Genomic DNA, 20,738 nt, shown 5'->3' with positions numbered 1-20,738 from the left:
TAATGATGAATATTGAATTTAAAAATATGTTTGATGAAACTATATATGAACATCAGGCAGCTAGGCTAGACTCTTATTATAAAATATATAGTCTCAACGGAAAAATAAAACAGAAGGAACGTTTTCAAAATGGGCAATTACAGCTAATGACTTACTATAAAGAAGCCAATGAAGTTCATCACGAGATCATGGATGAATTCTTTTCTTCCGGAATGTATATCTCTATTGTAGGGAGGGAGTCAATCATAGGAGGCTATGTACTGGAGAAGGGATTTGATTACGATGAGAACGGAGCCTTGTATGTTAAACGCAATGAACTTTTTGACGTTAACGGTAATATCATTGCTTTTGATTATACGAAGGATTTGATCACAAATATTCCTGAATTTGAAAAGACAAGGAAGTATTTTTATAATCCTGCTGTTAATCCAGATTATCATTTATTCAGTTGTTCTTATGATGAAAATACAAACGGGAAATTATTAGAAATTTTTTATAATAATTACCATCTGAATGATGATGGACGTGACGCCATATATTTCGCTGATATTCCTGAGGATCAGGAAACGTTAAAGCAGTTAACTGGAATTTCTTCGCAAGTGGCAGCCTATTATGTCAGTCCTACTGTTGTTCCTGTTTTTTAGGGTAGGCCGCTAATGTTACCGCCTTTAATAGGAACAAAATAACAACTCTTATTCTTTAAAATTTCCGATGGCATGTTCCAAACCTGCCTATCAAGAGATAAGTATGCCCTCTTGTTGTCTCCCGATAACAATAAAGGGCTTCTATTGCCCAAAAATTTAAATAAATGACTATGTCAGTAACAACAGCCATAACCAAAAGATACTATCCTGCCTTATCAGAAGTGATCAAGGTGGATGATCTTCCAGAGTTCTTGCACTTTGCGGAAAATGGGTTGGGTTCTATCCTGGATCACATCCATTATAAGAACTTTCAATATTCCAAAAGCCCAAGGGGAGACTCTGCGTTTTATAGTTTGGACATCATATCAAAAAGCCTGGGTATAGATTTACCCTTTGGCTTGCGACTGATTCTTAACCCTGATGAAGATGGGGATTCCAGCATCTCTTCATTTCCTGTCTCCCTGCAATACCAATGGGAAGTGCTCGCTTTTTTAAGGTCATTCAACCTGGATAGCTTTTCTTTTACACCACAAGCCTTTTTTGAGCTAGGTCTTAAAATCTTCAAAATTTCTGAAGAACAAGTGATTGCACATGTACTTAACCGCTTTGTGGAAGATGAGGAAAGCACAAGATTAAAATTTCAAAATGTAATTGATGCCATAAATGAGGCATATCCCAATGCCAACATAGCTTTACCTCCGGAAGGAGAGGTAACTGTGGAACAAGTAGCATCTCTAATTGCTGCAAATCCGAATATTCCAGAAAGTATTTCTGAAGTGATGTTTGCCATTTACATTTTGGATACCGATACTACTTTAATTAAAGACAATTTAGCCCGTTTTTATGAATCCATAGTACCTGAAGGTATCGAGAATTATATTAAGAAACTGCTGATCCCTAAGATCAAAGCAACCTTAACACTATCTGCAGGGATTGAATTTCCAAATAATGTATTAAGACCAGTAACCGTTGATGGGACAGCTATTCCCAATGCAAAAACATTATTCAAATTTGCGAAGGCTACATTCTATGCGGATACTGAAGCCGGGATTGGTTCACAATTAGAATTGGCAGGATCTCTCGTCCCTGAATATTCACAGATTGGAAACACGGGTCTGATGATTGGTTTTACAGATGCAAAGCTCGACTTAAGCCGAAAAACAAATATTCCAGAAGCAGATGCTGCGGGTTATCCTGCGGATTTTATGGGCTTGTACGTAAAACATGCAGTCATTGGATTTAATAAATTCGGAGCGGATAATAAGGAAAAACTTAGTGCGAAAATTATTGCAGATGAGCTCTTAATTGGTACTGGAGGTGTTTCCGGTAAGATTGCACTCGAGTCAAATGGCTTGCTGCATAGGCAATTTGGCAATTTCGATGTAGAATTGAATAGGTTTGCGATTGACTTTCAGCAAAACTCGATTATCAAATGTGATATCAAGGGTAAACTGACCATCGGTCGTTTTAAACAGGGTGCTGCGCCTGCAGTAATTGATATTCAGGCACAGATTCTGGATAATGGTGATTTCAATATTACTGCGCTTTCTACGGGATCGCCCTTGAAAATCACCTTGCCGAACGTATTTGAATTGGAGGTAAGAAGCCTGAGCTTAGGAAAGCAGGACCGCGGATTTTTTGTGGAAGTAGCAGGTAAGCTTGATTTTATTGCAGATCTACCTGGTTTAGGAAAAGTTTTACCTAAAGGAATTGACATTCAGAAGCTCCGCATCTGGAGTAATGGAGATATTGAATTTGAAGGCGGTGGACTGGCTGTTCCTAAATCATTCCGCCTGTCGGTAGGTCCGGTTAAGCTGGAGGTAAATAACATCTCCCTTGGTGCCTACACCAGAAAACACAATGGCATAGAACGTAAATATCGTTTCTTCGGCTTCGATGGAATGATTAATACAGGAAGAGCCGGTGTAAATGCCACAGGAAATGGAATCAAATACTATTTCACAGTTGACGATAACGATCAGGATAAGCCATTTGACAGCTTTGCAAGTATCGATAAAATTGGGATTGACCTTACTGTACCTGGTAATGCAAGCAAAGACAATGCGGCATTCCTGCTGAATGGTTATCTGAGTATGAACAATCCTGATCCGGCAATATCCGGTTCAAATGCCGGTTCAGAATATACTGGCTCCGTATCCTTCTCCATGCCGAAATTAAAAATGGCAGGAAGTGCGGGAATGAGAATGAATCCGAGTATTCCAGCATTTGTGGTGGATATTGGTATGGAATTATCTACCCCAATTCCTTTAGGTGCCACAGGCTTAGGGATCTATGGCTTTAGAGGCCTGATCGGACAACATTACTTGCCTTCAAAATCTGCAACAACACCTCCGATTCCGGAGACAGGTTCCTGGTGGGATTATTATAAAGCCAAGAGTACCATTACCAAACGTGAAGGTATTGAGCTGGATAAGTTTGCTGATAAGGATGGGTTTTCTGTAGGAGCGGGTGTTTCTATTGCCACTGCTTTTGACTCTGGGAAAGTATTCTCAAGTAAGCTATTTTTGTTACTGGGTTTACCGGATGTGTTTTTAATCCAGGGGCAAGCGGGAATTTTAAGGTCCAGAATAGGATTGAAAGACGATGTTGATCCTCCTTTTAGTGCCTTTATTGCCATTGATGGGAACTCATTTAGAGGGAATCTTGGTGTCAATTACAGACTTCCGGAAGGCGGATCATTTGATGGGGATTTATTCTCATTAAGCGGAAACCTGGACATGGCCTTCTTTTTCAATAACTCATCAGGATGGTACCTTAATGTTGGTAAAGACCAACCGGAAAACGCAAGGGTAAGGGCAAAGATCTTAAGCTTATTCAATGGTTATGCCTACCTGATGATCTCTTCGCGTGGATTTAAAGCTGGAGCCGGTGCAAGGTTTGATTTTAATAAGAAATTCGGTCCGGTGGCAGTCGGTATTGGTGCCTATCTGGATATGGGCGGATCAATCAGTCTTAAACCTGTACAGATCGGTGCATATATTCAGTTCGGAGGTTATGCCTATCTGAAAATCTTTTTTATCAAATTAGGCTTGGCCGTACAGATTGGTCTTGCTGTGGAAGCTCCTCATCCATTTAATATTTCAGGCTCGCTGGAACTTAAGGTGAAACTTCCATGGCCAATTAAGAATATTAAGTTCAGATTTGAAGTCAGCTGGTACATAAATAATAATGACGGGCCACTGTTACAGCCAGTTGAAGTGCTGCAATTGCCGGACCCTGCAAAAGGTTATCTACCGGCAGTAGCTACCAATATTTTATCCAATGAGACTTTCCCGCTTAACTATATCAATCAGGAAATCAGTACTGAGCTGAGCTCAATTCCTAAACCTGGTGATGGGCGTTGGAAATACAATTTTAACGATCAGGATTCGGAGATTAATTTTACGATTCCAATGGACAGTTTCATAGATATTGAATTATTGAAACCGGTTAAACCAGGCCTTTCTAAATTGGGAGGAGCATCTAATCAGTTACCTGAAGGTTACTCGGAGCTAATGCCTCCTCAAAAAGGATTGGGCAATCAGATTCTTCATGAATATGAACTGACAGGGCTTGATATTTATGCATGGAATCCTTCAGGTATAGGTTCATGGCAACCCTATCATATTTATGAGGCCGTAACAGCAATCACCTCGGAGAATACTGGTGCGAATGCCATTGATCTGACTACACTTAAGGATGGATTCTGGCAGTTTACAGAGCCAAATAAGTACAATAAAATCCGTCTGATGTCTCAGAACATGTTTAGTTATGCCAATCAGGTAACGAATACTGGAACTGATCTCGACGGACTGAATTTTAAGAGAAAAGATTTATTCTGCTTTGAAACCATTACTAAAGAAATGGTCATCAACTGGAAGGAAGAACCTCTGGATACGGTTTATGAAGAAAATGATGATTTCTCTTTTAAAGGAGAAACATTCGTACTCGATGGTGTTAAAGCCAGGGTAAATTATAACAGCATTTATGCAGGAAATAGCCTGGCATTGGAAGCATCAACTGGGTATATGACCATCCGCCTTTCAAAACCTGTTACTTATTTGAAACTGGACTTCGGACCAAATGAAAATAATTGTCGGATCGACTATTTCAGCAGGGTCAATAAACCCGGTTTCTTTGGAAAACTATTTGGGAAAGATGTTAAACGAAAAGAAGACCAGCTTTCCTATGGAGATCAGAATAGTAGTTTTATCTATAACGATCTGGCCAATCCTATCAATAAAGTAGTTCTGAAGTTCTTCAAAAATGAAATGCTGGACTTTGAGGGGGATCTTATTCTGGGAGGATATTATGATGCCGGTCAGGATTATGATCAGCAGGACTTAGATAAGTCCATCTTATTTGCCAGGTTATTTAATAAAAGCTTGAATGCGGAAGAGGTCCTGAATAAAACCTACCATCAGATGCCCTCTGATGTTGGCTATTGGAAAATGAATAACAACAATGATCAACTGGGAAGAAATCCTGGAATGATCATGGGAAGTCCAGACATGGTTTCTGGTTTTTATCAGAAGGATGAAAATCAGGTAGAAATGATGAACTCGATCTACTCCTTCACCTCCAGGACTGACGCTTTTTATGTACCATATGGCCCTGACCTGAAAGTGGAGAATGAAAGTTTTGCATTTGAACTCCTGGCCGTTTTTAATCCTTTCAATGCCGGAGCATCCACTTTAATGCATAAGGTTAACGAAGATTTCACAACAGGAGAGAAAAAAGGTTTTGCCATTCACTTAATTCAGGAAACTCCTGGTATAGCAGGGACAGGGTATGACCAATTTACCATTCCACAATTCAAAGTCGTCTTGACAGTTTATGATGGATATAGCCAAAGCATAGTGGAAGGTGTAGATAAATATACCTTGGATTGCGCTACGGGATTGCTTACAGAAAAACAGTATAAGAATATATTGATATCTTTTGATCGTGAAACAAGACAATTGGACCTGTATATTGACCAGGTTTTAAAGGCAAGTTTAGTTTCAGATAACGTGTTTAAACCCTATGAGTCTGCTCTGGGATCAACCATGCTGAATCAGATCACCTACCTTTCGGAAAGTTTACAACGTAGACAGGAAGAAAATGAAGTGACAAAAGAAGGCTTTATAAATGAAATTAAAGTGCTTGGAGACGGAATGAGTAAAACCGTTCAACCAGTATGGCGACCTGATACTACATTTGCAATTGCGGTTAAAACGAGAGATAAGGTAACTAAAGGTAATTCAAGCTCAGGACCTGTTAAAACACATGTTTTTGGATTTAAAACTGCCGGACCTATTGGCCATTTCCAACAGAAAAGTAAGGCCTATAAGGAGCTGGAAGCCAAAGATCGTGCAGCTGAATTTAAATTGGCTAACCTTAAACATTATATTGATTATGATAGATCATTTCCTGATGCATTAAGTCGATATGACCTAAGTAAACCCGTTTTCTGCCATGATCCAAAAATCAGCTTACTGTTTACCAAACCATATATTCATGCAATGTATGCCAATTGGGATGGTTATAAAGGATTACCAGCGGTAAAAAGCAAGTTAGAGCTTCAGTTAGTCGACCCATTTGGTGAAACGATAAATCCGGAGTTAATTTGGGAACAATTACCAGATAAGGAAATCACCCTGGATAATTTCCGTTCGCTACCACCAGACCAGCAGATTTTATTCCTGATGAACCTCTCTGCGCTGTCGGACTCTTGTAATGCCAATCCAATAAGCATTAAAAAGAGAACCAAACAAGGGGCATATCAGCTTCCTGACCTTGAGCCAAAACGACTCTATACTGCACTGTTTAATGCAGTTTATCAGCCTGAAGGGCAAACGGAGCAAAAAGAAGAAGTACACAAATTTAGCTTCAGAACCTCCGCTTTCGACAGTTTTGCAGCACAAGTGTCAAGTTTTATCCTTGATAGTAGTGAAGAAAAACCTGTGTATGCCATTTATCCGGAATCAGTAAGCTTTAGTACAGAGGAAATCAATAATTCCTTGAAAAATCTGATTGATGGGGATTCAGAAAATGATCCTGCAGCAGTGTTGAATTATGCTGTAAAGTTTGATAGATTAATTTATGGTGGTCTAAGACTAAAAAATCCAGATGTGATTTCGCATACTGTGATTCAGCCAGTGATTAATGTTAATCCTGAGAACCCAGCGGATAGAAAGATCCTTGGAATTTTAATCAGAAACCCTGAACCTTTCAATGATCCTAAGCTTCCTCTGGCAGAATTGTCAGATACAGTGAAAATGGTGCTGTATTCAGCAGGTCAGGTCGTCTCAGCTGCAGATCAGTTTATCTACATCCACTCCAGAGATACCTCAGCTGTGTTCATTACCAATGCAGCGATGGAGCTTCCTGCTGCTGATATGGAGCTGAAGTTCAAATATAAAATCTTCAACGGTAATGATTATCAAACTGTTCAGGAAGATTACACCAGTCCTGTGATTGCCATTACAGCAACTGTTTAATCCTTTCCGCTTTTAAACGGAACTCAATTATTGATTTAACCTATAAAATATTTCTCAATGCCGACAAGAAACAGGTCTTATGCCTTTTGTGCTGATTACAATGAATTATCAGCATGTTTATTCTCAATACAAGCCTTAGAAGACAATGGCAACCTTGATGCGGAAGCATCAAGGTTGCTAGGCCTTTTTAAAAATGACATCCTGCGTAAGTTATATCTCCGAGTCATCAATGTCCTAGGACTCATTGACGGGGTAACAGAAGTTTTAGAAAATACCGGTAGCGGGGCAAATGCCATACTGCATCCGAGCGACTTTGATGCAGCAGATTTTTCCAACCTGGATTTTTGGGTAGGATATAAGGACGATACCAATGATGGTTATAGTTCGGAATTCAGGACCGTATTGAATATTCTGCAAGCTTTTTGTAGCAGAAGCACTGAAATTTCTGAAGAAGGAAAAACAGCGATTGATGAAGCGCTTATTCCGGTATTAGAAGCCCTGGAAGAGATCAAAGATTATCTATTCCGAATGGGACTAAATCCTTGTGCTGATCCGGATGAACGTTTTAAAAATAACTCTCCTGGAGTTTACCTTCAGGTCTCTGGTTCTGATGGTACAGATGGTGTTGCTGAAGGCTTACACCTTCGTTGGAGCTTAAGTGGAGAGTTGGGTACCAATCACATGCCAAAAGGTACCTATAACAATACCAATGGCTCTACCATTGGTTTTAATAAACCGGATGATTTTGCTCAGGTCTCTCGTACCCTGTATGTTAATCCTGCAATCATGGATGTCGATTTTGAGCTGGATAAACCAGTGGTCAACAACAGTAAAAGAGTGTGGACTTATGTCATCAATAAAATGATTAATGGGCAACGCATTAGTAACAGGCTGAAGTTGAGCTTTGCAGACAAGATTAAATATAATCGCCTGGCCCAGATCATGAGTCCAACGATGAGTTATTTTCAGTTCCTGAATAGTTACACTGGGGTAATTAAGTTGGAAATCTTGAACAAAACTGCATTTAAAGTAGCCTTAGGTTTTCAAAATGCTTCAAGTTCAGTTGTGGCTAACCTTAAAATGGAAGCAGCCTGCCAATCTTCCAGCACTAGAGAAGCCTCAGAACCGGTAAACGTAAGAAAGACGGTCGTTCTACAGCATAGTGCTACTGATCAGGTAGAAATCATGGGCGAGAACATCAGGACTTTAGGATTTAGAAAATCAGCAACTGGTGTATTTAAAACTTTCTCTTTTGAAACTTATCATGATTTTCTGACTACCAGGTCTTCCACAGACTGGACTCCTGTAGGTAATGGCTTTTCTCTTTCCCTTAATGATGCCGAAGTGATGAACCGTTTGGAAAGTGCTGCTTATCCCATCGATAACAAATGGCCACATTACAACAACGGCTCAAGAGTAAGAATTGCCAATTACAAGGCCAAATGGGATTCTTCAGTTCCTAATGAACCAGGGATCAGAGATGCGGTAATGCGTTACCTGCAATTAAGTGAGCTTGATCCAAGAGCCGTAGATAACTTAAAGGATGATCAAACTGGTGTAGATATGCCCGAGCTTTCTGTCAGCTATCTGGATATCTTAAATCTGCAGGGAATGGATTATCATATGGCCAGAATGTTGGGTCTGGGGCATATTGACACGCCTTCTAATGCGGGATTGAATGACCAGTTCATCTATCGTCTGGAATACACAAATCGCAAAGGCTTGAACAGTACTGAAATGATGGATTATACGTATACCAGCTTACCAGTAAAGAAGTCTGATGGTCGTTTGCCTGAAAAACCTATCATGAGAGAGGTTAATTATGGTCTCCCTGTAGTGGATACTGAGCTGGACAATAGTTTTGACCAGCAAGGATATACAAGTTTGGATAATGTAAGGGCGGTGAATATCGGAAGGATGCCTTTTAGTGATGAAATTCCAGCCCATGATTTCTTTGCTGATCTTTCTTCTATTGAAAATGAGAATATTTTTGAAAATCCAAAACCTGTCCAGTATGGTATAGAGTACCGTGCAGAAAATCAGCAATCGTATATCAAGCCGGAAATTACCCATGAAAAAGCAATCGGTACCTCATTCTATAGTTTTGACGATGAGTTTCCATCAAAAGGGGTTCTTGAAACAGTGGCTGTTCCGGATGATCCTACAAGTTTGTACATCCACTTTGAAAGAAAATCAGGCGTACATTTTTACGCAATATATGGGGTCAATTGGTTTTCCAGAGCTTCTGTGGTCAGTGATGAAGTAGCTACAGATGTTACGAAAATTCCTGTTAGAAATTCCCTGGTGCCGCCTACTGATGTGACGGTTCAATATATCCAAAAGGAAAGTCAACTACTGTTTACTACTGCAGTTGAACAAAGCTGGTTAAAAGATCAAAGCAATACTTTTCCTGATCAGGATATTAATTTTACAAGAACCACTTTCAATTGGATAGACATTGTTGATGTTTCTTTTCTGGAGGAGACCTCGGTTGAAGAATTATCAACTGTTGTAAGACCGGATAAAATCAAAGCGCATTTTAAACAAGGCTTACCAATGGAGGTAATTGGGATGATTAAATCGATACGACCAGTTAAAGGATCGGAGACATTATTACAGTTGTTCAGCGGGAGCTATAAATTGATTGAAGGTACTGTAATAAAACCCTTTGTAGCCAGTCAAGATTTGTTCAGGTTTAAAGACTGTATTTTGTCTACCCCAGCTGGTCAGTTTAGGGTTGTTCAGGTAGAATATGCGGCATTGGGTCCTATTATTACCATCGAAAAGGCTTATGATTTAGATTTGGTTAATGATGAGGAAGATCCGGGAACGTATGCTTCACAAAAGAATTATACTTCACCTGAATTGAACAGTAGATTTTCTATGGTGGAGAACCTGAGTAATCAGGATAACTGGGAGCCTGTGATTGAAGATATTTCGTTGGTCAGTTTTGCCAATCCAGGACAACCAAATATTGAAAGTTCAGTAGATTCCGAAGGAAATGTATGTAAATACTGGATCGGGGGACTGCATTGCGCCGCAAAAGTGGTTCCTCTGTTTAGCGAGGGCGGGAGCCCGGATGATTTACCTGGATACTACATGATTAGTTGTGAGGAGTCATTGCCGGCACATCCTCAGACAAACCTTCCATTTGATCCGCAAAATCCTCAGAAAAATGCACCGGATACCTTAAATACCACGCATGTGGAATGGTATAAAGGGCACATTAGAATCCCTCAGGTAAAAGAAGGACTGGAAATGAAAGTATTGGAAGTGGCTTTTGTAGAGCAAACCCATCCGCTGATCTTATATGTACGTGATACCAGCTATCAGGAGGCACCAATTATGCATTCCAGAAACGAGGATGAGCAGGTTAATATCAATTATCACCCAGGTTATAGGGCTTATATTTTCCCTGAGCAGGCTCCCCATAGCTTTAATGGATCAAATATTCTGCCTGATGATGAACAGAATGAAAGAAAATCTCTGTTTGCTTTACAATGCGCAGATACACTATCTGGTAATGATTTTGTATCCAAGGTATCGGTACCGGTAGTATTGCTATCACGCCGAATAGAAGAGCCTGTGCAGCCCGAAGCCCCTATGGCTGTTGGCCTCAAGGTAAGGCCGGATGCTACTGGTAAAGCTGCTTTTACCTTTGACTTGAAGCTAGCCGCAAGTCACAAGGGACTGCTGAGAAAGCCATTTGGTTTTATGTTTTACAGGACTGCTATGGAAGAAGTTCTTTATGCATTTTATGAGCCGGAAACAGTGAGTCAGATCCTGAAAGATCTAGCTGCCTTGGAAGAAGATCCTCATTATAACAAGAGGGCTTATGAAATGGTTAATCTGATTTTTGATCCCTTGAAGAATCTTGAATTTCACAGTTATGAGGCAACACCTCAGGCTTATGGTTTTCCTGTTCCGAATAAAGAAGGGCTGACAAATGAAGCAGATTCTAACACGCTGAAGCTGGAAAAATTCCGCGCAGCCATCCAGGGTACATTAATGCCTCTTACAGAGCAGCCACCAATTTTTAGTTTTTTGAAACAGGGACTGCAAACAGAAAATACTTTGCCAGTAATCAGAGATCTTGACGGTCATTTGCTGTCAGATTCAAGTCCTGATTTTAATCCATTTCCAATGGTAAGGAAATATGGGAAACCGGCAGAACAAAATACAACCTATATCAGATTTAGCGATTACCACCTGAATGCTTCTTCCCGAAATCTTTATTTCTATGCAGCAGCGGAACTGAACAACCAACTGATACCTGGCCCATTAAGTTTGTTTACAGGACCTGTAACCGTATTGAATGTTGTTGGTTCAGCAGCGCCATTGGTCAATCAGTTTGAAGTAAAACCTTACGCTTCAAATGATCATGGAATTGCGGTGACTTTTCAAATTGCAGCTTTCTCTCCAGAAGATCAGGTTTCTAAAGTTAGAGTTTACTGTACAACAGATCAGGCTAAAACAGGCAGCATTCATAGAATGGAGCGCTACTTTGATATTGATGTTGAAGAAACGAATATAGCTGGATTTGAAATTACGGATGATTTTTCTGAGCTGACTAAAGCGCCATCAGGACAAACAGTTTACTACAGGTTTGTTGGGGTCAGAACAATTATTAATGAAATGGAAATGCCGGAAGAAGTGTTTTCAAATCCTTCAGAATTACTGACAGCCAGATTGATTGATACCAAAACTCCAGAGGCACCTCAGCTGGTTTATCAGGTAGCAGAAAATAAGTTAACCTGGATGCCAACTACGAACCAGGGTACTTATTACCTCTTTAAGCAGAACAGTCGTGGGAACTGGGAGAGAATCTACACTGTTTCCCATCCGGAGTCTGAAGGGCTTGCCGAATACACTTTAGCTGCTCCATTAGTCTTTGAAGATGAGGACGGAAATCGAGTGTACCATAGGTTTAAAATGCAGCTGCAGAATTCTTCAGGATTGTTTAACCTGACCGATAATGAACTTACTGTTTAAAATTAACAAACTGAATATCATAAATCATTTATTAAATAAAATAACACATGTCAGAAAATACATTTATCGATGATCAGTATATTGATCAAACCATTAAATCAGCCGGTGCTTATAACCCGGCATTAAATAAAACTCAAGGAGTTAAATTGAGGGAGTTGATTAAGCGACTTCGTGACCGCATAGAGGAAGGCAACCCGGATGCAACTAGTTCTATAAAAGGACGAATTAAATTGTCGGGAGACTTATCCGGTACTGCTGATGCTCCGACCGTGCCAGGTAAAGCGAACGTAAATGGATCAAATGCAAAAGGAACATGGCCGATAGATATTACTGGGGTAGCAGCAGAAGCGACCAATGCAATTAATTGGGGAGGTAGAAGTGCCAGACTTAATGACTTAGCCAATATTATGTTTGCGCCTATTGTAGTTGATGGAAGTGATGGTAAGGGAAAGCTAGGAGTACTGAGCCATTTTAATTCCTGGCTGAATATTAATCCAGGTGGTGAAACATTAAGTAGCTTACTGACCAGAGGAAATCAAGGCGAATTTACTCAGTCAATTAAATTACAGGCAACTGATCCTAGTAATGGTTATTATGAGTTGAAAAATTTTAATAATCCTAGCGGTTCAGTTTTTAGAATGGTAGCTGGCGTATGGGGGCAGGGTCATGATGGCTTTTCTATTTTTAATTCAAATGGAACTACTCCGTTTTTCATATCTGGAGAAGGTCATGTTCACATGGGTTTTAAAGTGGAAATGGGATACGGACTCGCTGTTAATGGTAGCGGTTATTATGCCGGTGAGATTATTTCAGATGTAAGTATAACTGGTAGGGAATTTTACTCCTCAAACGGGTTCCGATCAAAAGGCGATAGTGGATGGTTTAATCAGGATTATTCCGGGGGTATTTATATGAAAGACACTACTTGGGTGCGGGTATCTAATGGTAAAGGTTTTCTTTGTGAGTCTGTAATTGAATCCCCAACAATTAAAGCGAGCAGCAAGCTGTTCATTCCATCTACATCGGGCAAACAATGGTCAATTTACGTACAAGACAATTAACATGAGCGCAGCAAATAACGCATATTTATTCGGTGGCACCGCCAGCCTCCCTATTCGTATTGAAGGGGAGGTGAAATTGGATAGCTATCCGGCCTTATTCCTTTCCGAATATGGCGATAAAATTAAAGAGAAATTTTATATCGATGAACTTTTGGTAATTGATGATCAACAGGGAAATAAAGCTTTTTTAGGTATGGTGAAAGATATCCCTGGATCTCTGAATTATCGGATGCATGCCACAAAAAGGCAGTTCAAACAGCAGTTAGTACCTAGTGATATAAATCAGCCTTATATCGTAATGAATGATGCTGGGCTTAATACATTGGCTTTTACATCCGATGTGCTTGATTATAAGGTTCAGTTTGATGTTTTTTTTGCTAAATACAGCTACAAGTCAGCTTATTATGTGAACACATCATCCTATGGACTAGAATACCGAAAAAACGAGGGATCTGGATATGGTCCCTGGCAATTGGTTAATCAGGGCTATATCCCAGAAAAGGAAGTAAGGAATGAAATATCCAATACGGTTTACTTTACAGATAACCTAGGCCTAAATGGAGGGACAACTGTTGAATTCAGGGGTATAACAGTAAATGAAGAAGGAGAATTCAGAACAGAATCAACAGTGGTTAAATTGACTGATAAACCAATTCAACTCACATACGATGGAGATAGAGCTCAAAACTCCTGCGTCCTGGCTAATGATTCAAACAATATGGACACCTATTGGATAGCCACTAGAAATATTTTAGCAAACGGTACAACGATCATTTATACCGATGCTAACCGAGGTGGAGTTGCACCTGCCGGTTTTTATAGCAACAAGGAATTTTGGTGCAAAGTTGAAGGCGATCAGGGTAAAGTAATTATGCTTGGCAATTGTTCAACGACTGGGGTTTTGCCGCAAGAGTTTGGTTATGAGTTGTATAATTCTAATAGAGTTGCTGCGGAAGTTAACCTTTCTTACGCTTTAGGTGCTGTTTCAGCATTTATTTATCAAAATCCTAGTGATACCAAATGGTATAAAGACTATACGAACGTTTCTTATCCAATTTTCACAAATCTTGCAGAAGATGGATTTTATGGTCTGGCAATCAGAAAAAATACCGGTGGAGGACTTCCTACTGAACCAAATTATGGATCAATTTTAAAGGTGACCGACGGATTTAGGGGGGAGAAATACGAGTTCCCATTCCCTATAAACGAAATATAGTATATGACAACAACAAGTAACGCTCCCTTACATCGTAATGAATAATGCGGGGCTAAATACTTTAAATGAAGTGACAATTCCAGAGGGAGTTATACTGTCAGTCTATTAGCATAATAAAGCCCTTCAGAGATCTGAAGGGCTTTATGCTATTGGCTAATCGTTAGGAATTAACATTCCATTAAACCTTTTATTTCATGGCCAGCTGCTGTTCATCTGCATCGGCTATTTGCTTATAAAAAACATTAAAGGCCTGGACTTTGTCTAAAGGCACGAAATCATTCTTTAATACAAAAGTTCGCTTTAGGGAAATCTTGTTGCCAACCTGTGTGCTTTCCATGCTAAAGTCTACAAAATCATTTGAAATATGGATGCTTTTAGGTACCTGTACCAGGCTTTTGTCCGCAGGCAACTCTAAAGTTAATTGCTGTTTAGATTCGTCCATCGAAAATAGTTTCGTAAGGTCAATACCGAATTTCCTTTCTGGTAGAATTTGCAAATCAGCTGCAGAAACTCTGTTAGACCATGGAATGGAAAAGATCAACATCCCTGCTACAGGTTTATTTACATTGATTAGTTTATAGGAAGAAGCGGTACCCAAGGTGTCTGATGATGCTTTACCGGCATCAAGATTTGTGAAATTGAGTGTGTAAACTTCATTCTCCGGGTAAATTTCACTCACCTGCTCCTTCATCTTCTTTAACTGGTCTTTGTTACTAAGGTCGGTAAATACTGAACGTAAATAACTGACTGCCGATCCTGTATTTTGATTCGTTTCGGTGATGACCATATCGTTATTTTCGATTTTTACTGCCGTTTGATAGGTCAATGTATTTCGGCCTCTTACTGCCGGATTAAATTTGATCAGCTCATTGGATGCTTTAGTAATGTCAAGTACATTAGAATTGATAAAACCAGTGTTGAACGTGTTAAATGGTAGAGATCCTGAGGTAAGTTCTACCCAGTATTCCTGATTATCTATGATTGTTTTTGCGATACAATGGTTAAAATCTATACTAGGGAGTGGTAATGAGCTTTGGCCGTTATCACGGGTATTAACCAGAGCTAGAGTTGCGTCTATCCCTGCTTCTTTACACATGGCAACAAAAAGGGTGGAGACGTCTTTACAATCCCCAATACGGGTATTGATCACAGTAGCTGGGTTTTGTGGGATTACTCCATTTTGTCTGAATGGTATGGAACTATACGCTATATTTTGTGTAATAAAGTTGTAGATCATTTTAACTTTTGTAAGCTGATCTGCATTCTTTTGATGAGCAAACAGGTCCTTTACAACGGATTTTACTTCGTAGCTGCTACGAGCTTTGGCTGTTGCGATATTGTTATACCAGTCTGCAACAAACTGCCAGTTGGGAATGGAGGAGATATACAACTTATTAGTCACATCATCTGAAGGAGGCATTTTGTCTTCATAAAGCAAAGCCTTTTGGTTCTCCTGCTGCCATACATATAGATCAAATTCGTCCTTTTTGCTGATCACCGGAGCAATAGGGCTTTTTGAAAATATGTACTTGAATGGCTTATTCTGATGTATCAATAAAGAGTATTTTTTATTGATATAAGACAAACCATAGCTGAAATAAAAGGAATCTGAGAAATGTGAAGCCATTTGTCCTGCAGCGTAATTTTCGATGGTGTATCTAAGGTTAACCACATCACCTACCTCAAGGTTGGTAAACACGAGGTGATTTTCATTTTGTTCGGCCGGTACTTTAGTCCCATTTGCTTTAATGACTTCAGCAACCTCAATGTTATAGTTTTGATCAGCATTATAAGGAATAGAGTATTCAGTAAAGGATTCTAGTCCTTTTTGCGTAAGTACCTTTGTAAGATCGAAATGTTTTTCTTCAGATCCCCCATTCTCATAGACTACTTTTTGTATTTCCCTGGTTAAAACAAGTGTTTGGTCATCAGGGTATTCGGATGCTTTTGGAGCAGCACTGATGATGGCTTTAATATCTGGTTGAACAAAATAATCAAAAACAGCTTTTTTCTCTTGTAATCTTCTTAACGATTGTATCGCATCATAATTATTAGGGGAAATTTGAAGTGTTTTATTGTAAGCTTCAATACTTTTTGCTTTTTGTTTACTGGCGTCGTAAAGCTGACCAAGGGAAGCATAAGTTTCGGCATGATTAGGGTCAATTTGGAGTGCCTGCAAGAACACCTTTTCTGCCTCATCATATTGCTGGAGCTTGTAATACTGGTTTGCCAGATCTGAATAAACTCCGAATGATATAGGGTCATTTTTTATTTCATTTTTGTAGATAGACAAACCTTTTTCAGTTTCACCCTTGTCAAGGTAAAGCTGTGCTAAGTATTTAGCAGAAGAATAGTCATCATTTTCAGCAATATATTTCTCTAAAATTGCAATTGCATTGGGATTCTTTTTGATTTCCTTTTCAACCGCATACTTTACACCTACAATATCTGCAGAGTTTGGAAATCTGAGGTATGATTTCTCCCCTAATGCAATCACTTCCTGCTGATTTTTGAGCTTTGCAGTAACAGCCATTTTTTTCAAATAAATGTTTTCATTTTCGCCATATATTTTTTCAAGTTTTGCGATGGTGACTGTTGCGTTATTGTAATCTTTTTGGTTAAGGTAATCGTTGTAGATAAGTTCAAGCGCATATGAACTCTCCGGGTCACTTGCCTTGATTTCCTCCTGGATCATTTCAATCCCTGTTCTGTTCCCTGCTCTTGAAAATAAATCAATAAACATCATGTTCAGGTAGGTACTCTGAGGAAAACTTTGCTTTAGTTTTTCCAGTAAAATACGGCATTCATATACATCACCTTGTCTAAGGTAAAGCCTCGCCAGCATCAACTGATTTAAATAGTTGTTCGGTTGTTTTTTTAATTCTGTTTCAAGATAGTTGAAGGCTGTAGATTTTATTTTCTTAGAAACATAGGAGCTTTCTTTAATATAAGGTTGGACTGTAGAGGTTGTGGTAATGTTGGTTAGAGGTTTTCCTTTTTCATCAGTGATGCGGATCATAAAATTAGATCTGTCGGCATAACTTTCTCCTACCTGAACGAGAATTCTGTTATATCCTTCATTTAATTTAATAGAATTGATATAGGAATCAAGGTCGTTATTTCTTTCTTCCGCTTCAGATAGTATAAGTTGGTCGTTTACCCAAACCTTAATAGAACCTGAAACTCCGGTTCTCAATTCTGCAGTTACATTTGCAGGACTTTTTACAAAAGTTTGTGCAAACTGGATAGCGTTTTTATAGCTGTTGTAATAGGAGAAATCAAACCATTTATCAAGTCGGGTAACCGGGACAGTTCTCCAGCCAAACTGACGGTTTCGTTTTCCGGAAAATGTCGCATTCAGTTCTGGATGTTCAATCACATCGTATGCCTTATCAAATCCACTTGTAGAAATATTTTCATACTCCCCGGTGATTAACCAATTTTCAAGCTCGCCAATCTGACCATAAGCTTTGTTGGCCATTTCATAATTCTTGTTTTCCTGGTGGTGCTTCCCAGCAAGAGATAAGGCCATTGCCGATAAAGTTCCGTCAATATCCTTCCTTTGTGATAGACTGCTGTAGAATGCCATCTGCTCTGGTGATTTTCTGTAGCCCAGGTAATTTGCTGAGCTTCCCCATAAGGCGAACAGATAAGGTTCGGGCTTTTTTGAGGTGGTATATAATTTATTTAGATAGGCAAATGCCTCATGGTCTGGTCTGTCCATTTCTGAAATAAGGCATAGACCTATGTTTGCATCATCAAGAGTCTTTTGGTTTTTAGCGAGTTGTAAGAATAGGTTACGAGCGGCTTGGCGGTCGTTTTGTAAGAACTTACTCCAGGCATTGTTAACGCTGACTTGCGCATTTAATTTTAGGGAAAAGAATAGTGAGAGGATTAAAAGAGATTTAATTTTCATTAGTTTGTGGTTGTATTTAATGGTATTATCTTCAATTGTGTGATAAAAGTACGTTATTCATAGGAATTAAATTAAGGTGTAAATGAAAAAAGGGGAATCATGAATGATTCCCCTCTGGGTGGAGCCGAAGGGGCATTCAATCAAACAGTTGTTGCCGATTTTAACATACTTTGAAAGCCTTAAATTAGATGGTTAATGGGGTATTAAGCAGTTAGCGTGTTTTTTAATTTTTGTTGGTTCCCATTTTCTTGAATTTTAATGAATCCAATATTTTGAAGTTTTTGCAAAACTAGGGCTAAAATTAACTAAAATTAGGGATTTTGAGTGTTTTCTCAGGTCAATTGTCGAACACTAGAGATTACGATTTATCTCGGGTACTTTTGAACTATAACTATCATAAAAAGCACCAGTGCCTTTGGCATCCAGGCGGCCTACAATAACTGTTTCCGAACTATTTGACAATTCAAATTTTGGTCGCAAATGCTCATGTGATCTGGCTCCAATTGGAAGACCAGTAATACTCTCCTGATCGAGATCTGCCAATTTTAACAGAAGACTCGCTAGGGACCTTAATCCTTCTGGATCACCATGAATTAGGACCTCATTCCAACATTCCTTAACATTCTCGAACTCATCCTCTTTTTGATGAACTATTATATCTAAGTGCCCGTTAATTACGGATTTGAAGTTTTTCATTGTATTAGTAAATAATTAGGTGATGTCAATTGGATATTTATGGTTTACCTATAACGTTTGGTGACTTGGCAAGGTTTGGAGGTTGAATAACGATATTAGAAACATGAATAGTCAAAGAAGAGTTCCCCGTAAACTTTGTCAAACCGTTGATATGCGACATTATTGTATGCCTCCATCAGGATATTTGTAGAACTTTTCGTCTAAAACATTTAGCCTCTCACTTATTTCGTCATTATAGAGTTCATCAACTTGGTTTTTACGTAACTTCTCAAGAAATTCATCTTCGTTTAGTTTTCTTGGATTGATCAAGGTAATAGCCTCCTCCAGCAATTCAGCAGTTTTATGTTTCCCCTTTTTGTTTAAAAGTAGTAATGTTTCGAAGCAATTTCTTCCAGATGAATTGATGAAATATTGGCTAAATCCGCCATTGTTTACCTCCATTTCTAATTCATTAATATTTGCCACTGGTGTTGTTTTCTCATATCCCGGTTCTGTTACTTGCTTTTTGATACTGTCATATGTGTCAACTTTACGTTCTTCTTGAACCGTATGGGAATTGCAACTTGAGAATATTGTGAATGTGAAATTTAAGGCTATTAAATTATATTTCATGCTATTGGGGTTGGATAGAAAATGTCGCATATCCTTAAATATAAGAAAAGGTGATTAATATGGATGATTTCGTACAGGTTATAGCCGATTGCGTTACAAAAAAGAGAATTGATAAAAGTACTTTTCAGCGATAATTTATGTTATTAGGATGAAGTACACTTGTAGGACTTTAATCCTTGTCAGAGCACTAAATAGAAAAAACACTTGGTGAAAAAGATTTAATCGTGAGCAATTTTGAGATGCAATCATCTCTAGCTTCCTATATTTGAATAATTAAAATTCACAGATTACCTTAAGTAATAATCATTTTTCATCAAAGAAGCGCCGCTGTTAGGTGCAGTTCGCAACAATGTTATAAGTTACTACCCAGTTACTTAGTTGATGTTTCACTAACTGTTGAATATTGGTCTAATTTCGTAAAAATCGCAAGGTTCTTATCTACAATTTCGGTCAAACTTTTGCTTTGAAAATATTCATCTTTCAAATGAGGCTGTGTGCCGATTTTAAATGATAGGCTTTGAATTTCACGCTTGGCAACACAACAGCTCTTGCCTTTTCCGAAAAAAGTTGATGGACTGAATCCGATTAAATATTCATCAAGATTTTTTCCGTCCATTTGCTCAACTATCGGTCTGGAATATGCTTTGTTAAAAGTCCATTCGTTTAAGTACCCGGTTCCATTACTGTCAACAATTAGGATGTTATCGTCTACGTTTGAAAGCACTAAATTAACCTCACCTTTATATCCATTTGGAACTTTAATTTTTAATGTTGGAGAATACAATTGATAGTGGAACGCTAAAAAAGATATACTAGTGGTGATAAATAAGATGGTTAGAAATGACGTTCTTTTAATAATCAACCTCAAAAGTCCTGATAGAATTAAGCAGCCTAAAATAATTCCAACGATCATCATCCCTCCCAAAAAGAGTCCAGATAAAATCATACCCCCAGGAACTCCTGTTAATTTGAATAGCAAAGTAATCAAAAGTAGAAATGAGATAATCCCAAATGTCAATATTAATTTCTTGTCGGTTGTCATAAATTTTTAATACTGCATTGATCTGATATGCGCCCTGCATTGCACCTAACTCCATCGGGGCTTTACTAAGTTTGGTG

Annotated in this window: 9 protein-coding genes; 5 read left to right on the top strand and 4 right to left on the bottom strand. The window is 38.8% G+C overall.

Annotated features, from left to right (window positions below):
* Positions 1-2 precede the first annotated feature (2 nt).
* The 5 genes from R2S10_RS15395 to R2S10_RS15375 all read left to right on the top strand — a co-directional run bounded on the left by R2S10_RS15395 (position 3) and on the right by R2S10_RS15375 (position 14,395).
* The gene (locus tag R2S10_RS15395) at positions 3-644 is read left to right on the top strand and encodes a hypothetical protein (protein WP_316841308.1); all 642 of its coding nucleotides are present in this window, start codon (positions 3-5) and stop codon (positions 642-644) included.
* Positions 645-814: 170 nt separating this feature from the next.
* The gene (locus tag R2S10_RS15390; protein WP_316841307.1) at positions 815-7,126 is read left to right on the top strand and encodes a hypothetical protein; all 6,312 of its coding nucleotides are present in this window, start codon (positions 815-817) and stop codon (positions 7,124-7,126) included.
* Between the two features lie 57 nt (positions 7,127-7,183).
* On the top strand, positions 7,184-12,118 hold the full coding sequence (locus tag R2S10_RS15385; protein WP_316841306.1) for a hypothetical protein: 4,935 nt from the start codon (positions 7,184-7,186) through the stop codon (positions 12,116-12,118).
* 47 nt (positions 12,119-12,165) lie between these two features.
* Positions 12,166-13,179, top strand: coding sequence for a shufflon system plasmid conjugative transfer pilus tip adhesin PilV (gene pilV, locus R2S10_RS15380; RefSeq protein ID WP_316841305.1), 1,014 nt, complete (start codon positions 12,166-12,168; stop codon positions 13,177-13,179).
* 1 nt (position 13,180) lies between these two features.
* Positions 13,181-14,395, top strand: coding sequence for a hypothetical protein (locus R2S10_RS15375; protein ID WP_316841304.1), 1,215 nt, complete (start codon positions 13,181-13,183; stop codon positions 14,393-14,395).
* 187 nt (positions 14,396-14,582) lie between these two features.
* Here R2S10_RS15375 and R2S10_RS15370 read toward each other — a convergent pair whose 3' ends face one another.
* The 4 genes from R2S10_RS15370 to R2S10_RS15355 form a co-directional block, all read right to left on the bottom strand.
* Complete coding sequence (locus tag R2S10_RS15370) at positions 14,583-18,311, bottom strand: tetratricopeptide repeat protein (protein WP_316841303.1); 3,729 nt, start codon at positions 18,309-18,311, stop codon at positions 14,583-14,585.
* A gap of 351 nt (positions 18,312-18,662) precedes the next feature.
* Entirely contained in the window at positions 18,663-18,854 is a 192-nt protein-coding gene (locus R2S10_RS15365) for a hypothetical protein (RefSeq protein WP_316841302.1), read from the bottom strand.
* Between the two features lie 312 nt (positions 18,855-19,166).
* Entirely contained in the window at positions 19,167-19,619 is a 453-nt protein-coding gene (locus tag R2S10_RS15360; protein ID WP_316841301.1) for a DUF4375 domain-containing protein, read from the bottom strand.
* A 370-nt stretch (positions 19,620-19,989) separates the two neighbouring features.
* Positions 19,990-20,661 (bottom strand): hypothetical protein, encoded by a 672-nt coding sequence (locus tag R2S10_RS15355; protein WP_316841300.1) that lies wholly within the window; start codon positions 20,659-20,661, stop codon positions 19,990-19,992.
* Positions 20,662-20,738 lie beyond the last annotated feature (77 nt).

The sequence above is a fragment of the Pedobacter gandavensis genome (assembly GCF_032678745.1).
In the GTDB taxonomy this organism is placed as follows: Bacteria; Bacteroidota; Bacteroidia; order Sphingobacteriales; family Sphingobacteriaceae; genus Pedobacter; species Pedobacter gandavensis_C.
The sequence above is the reverse complement of the archived record's forward strand: the minus strand, read 5'-3'. Positions and strand labels throughout refer to the sequence as shown.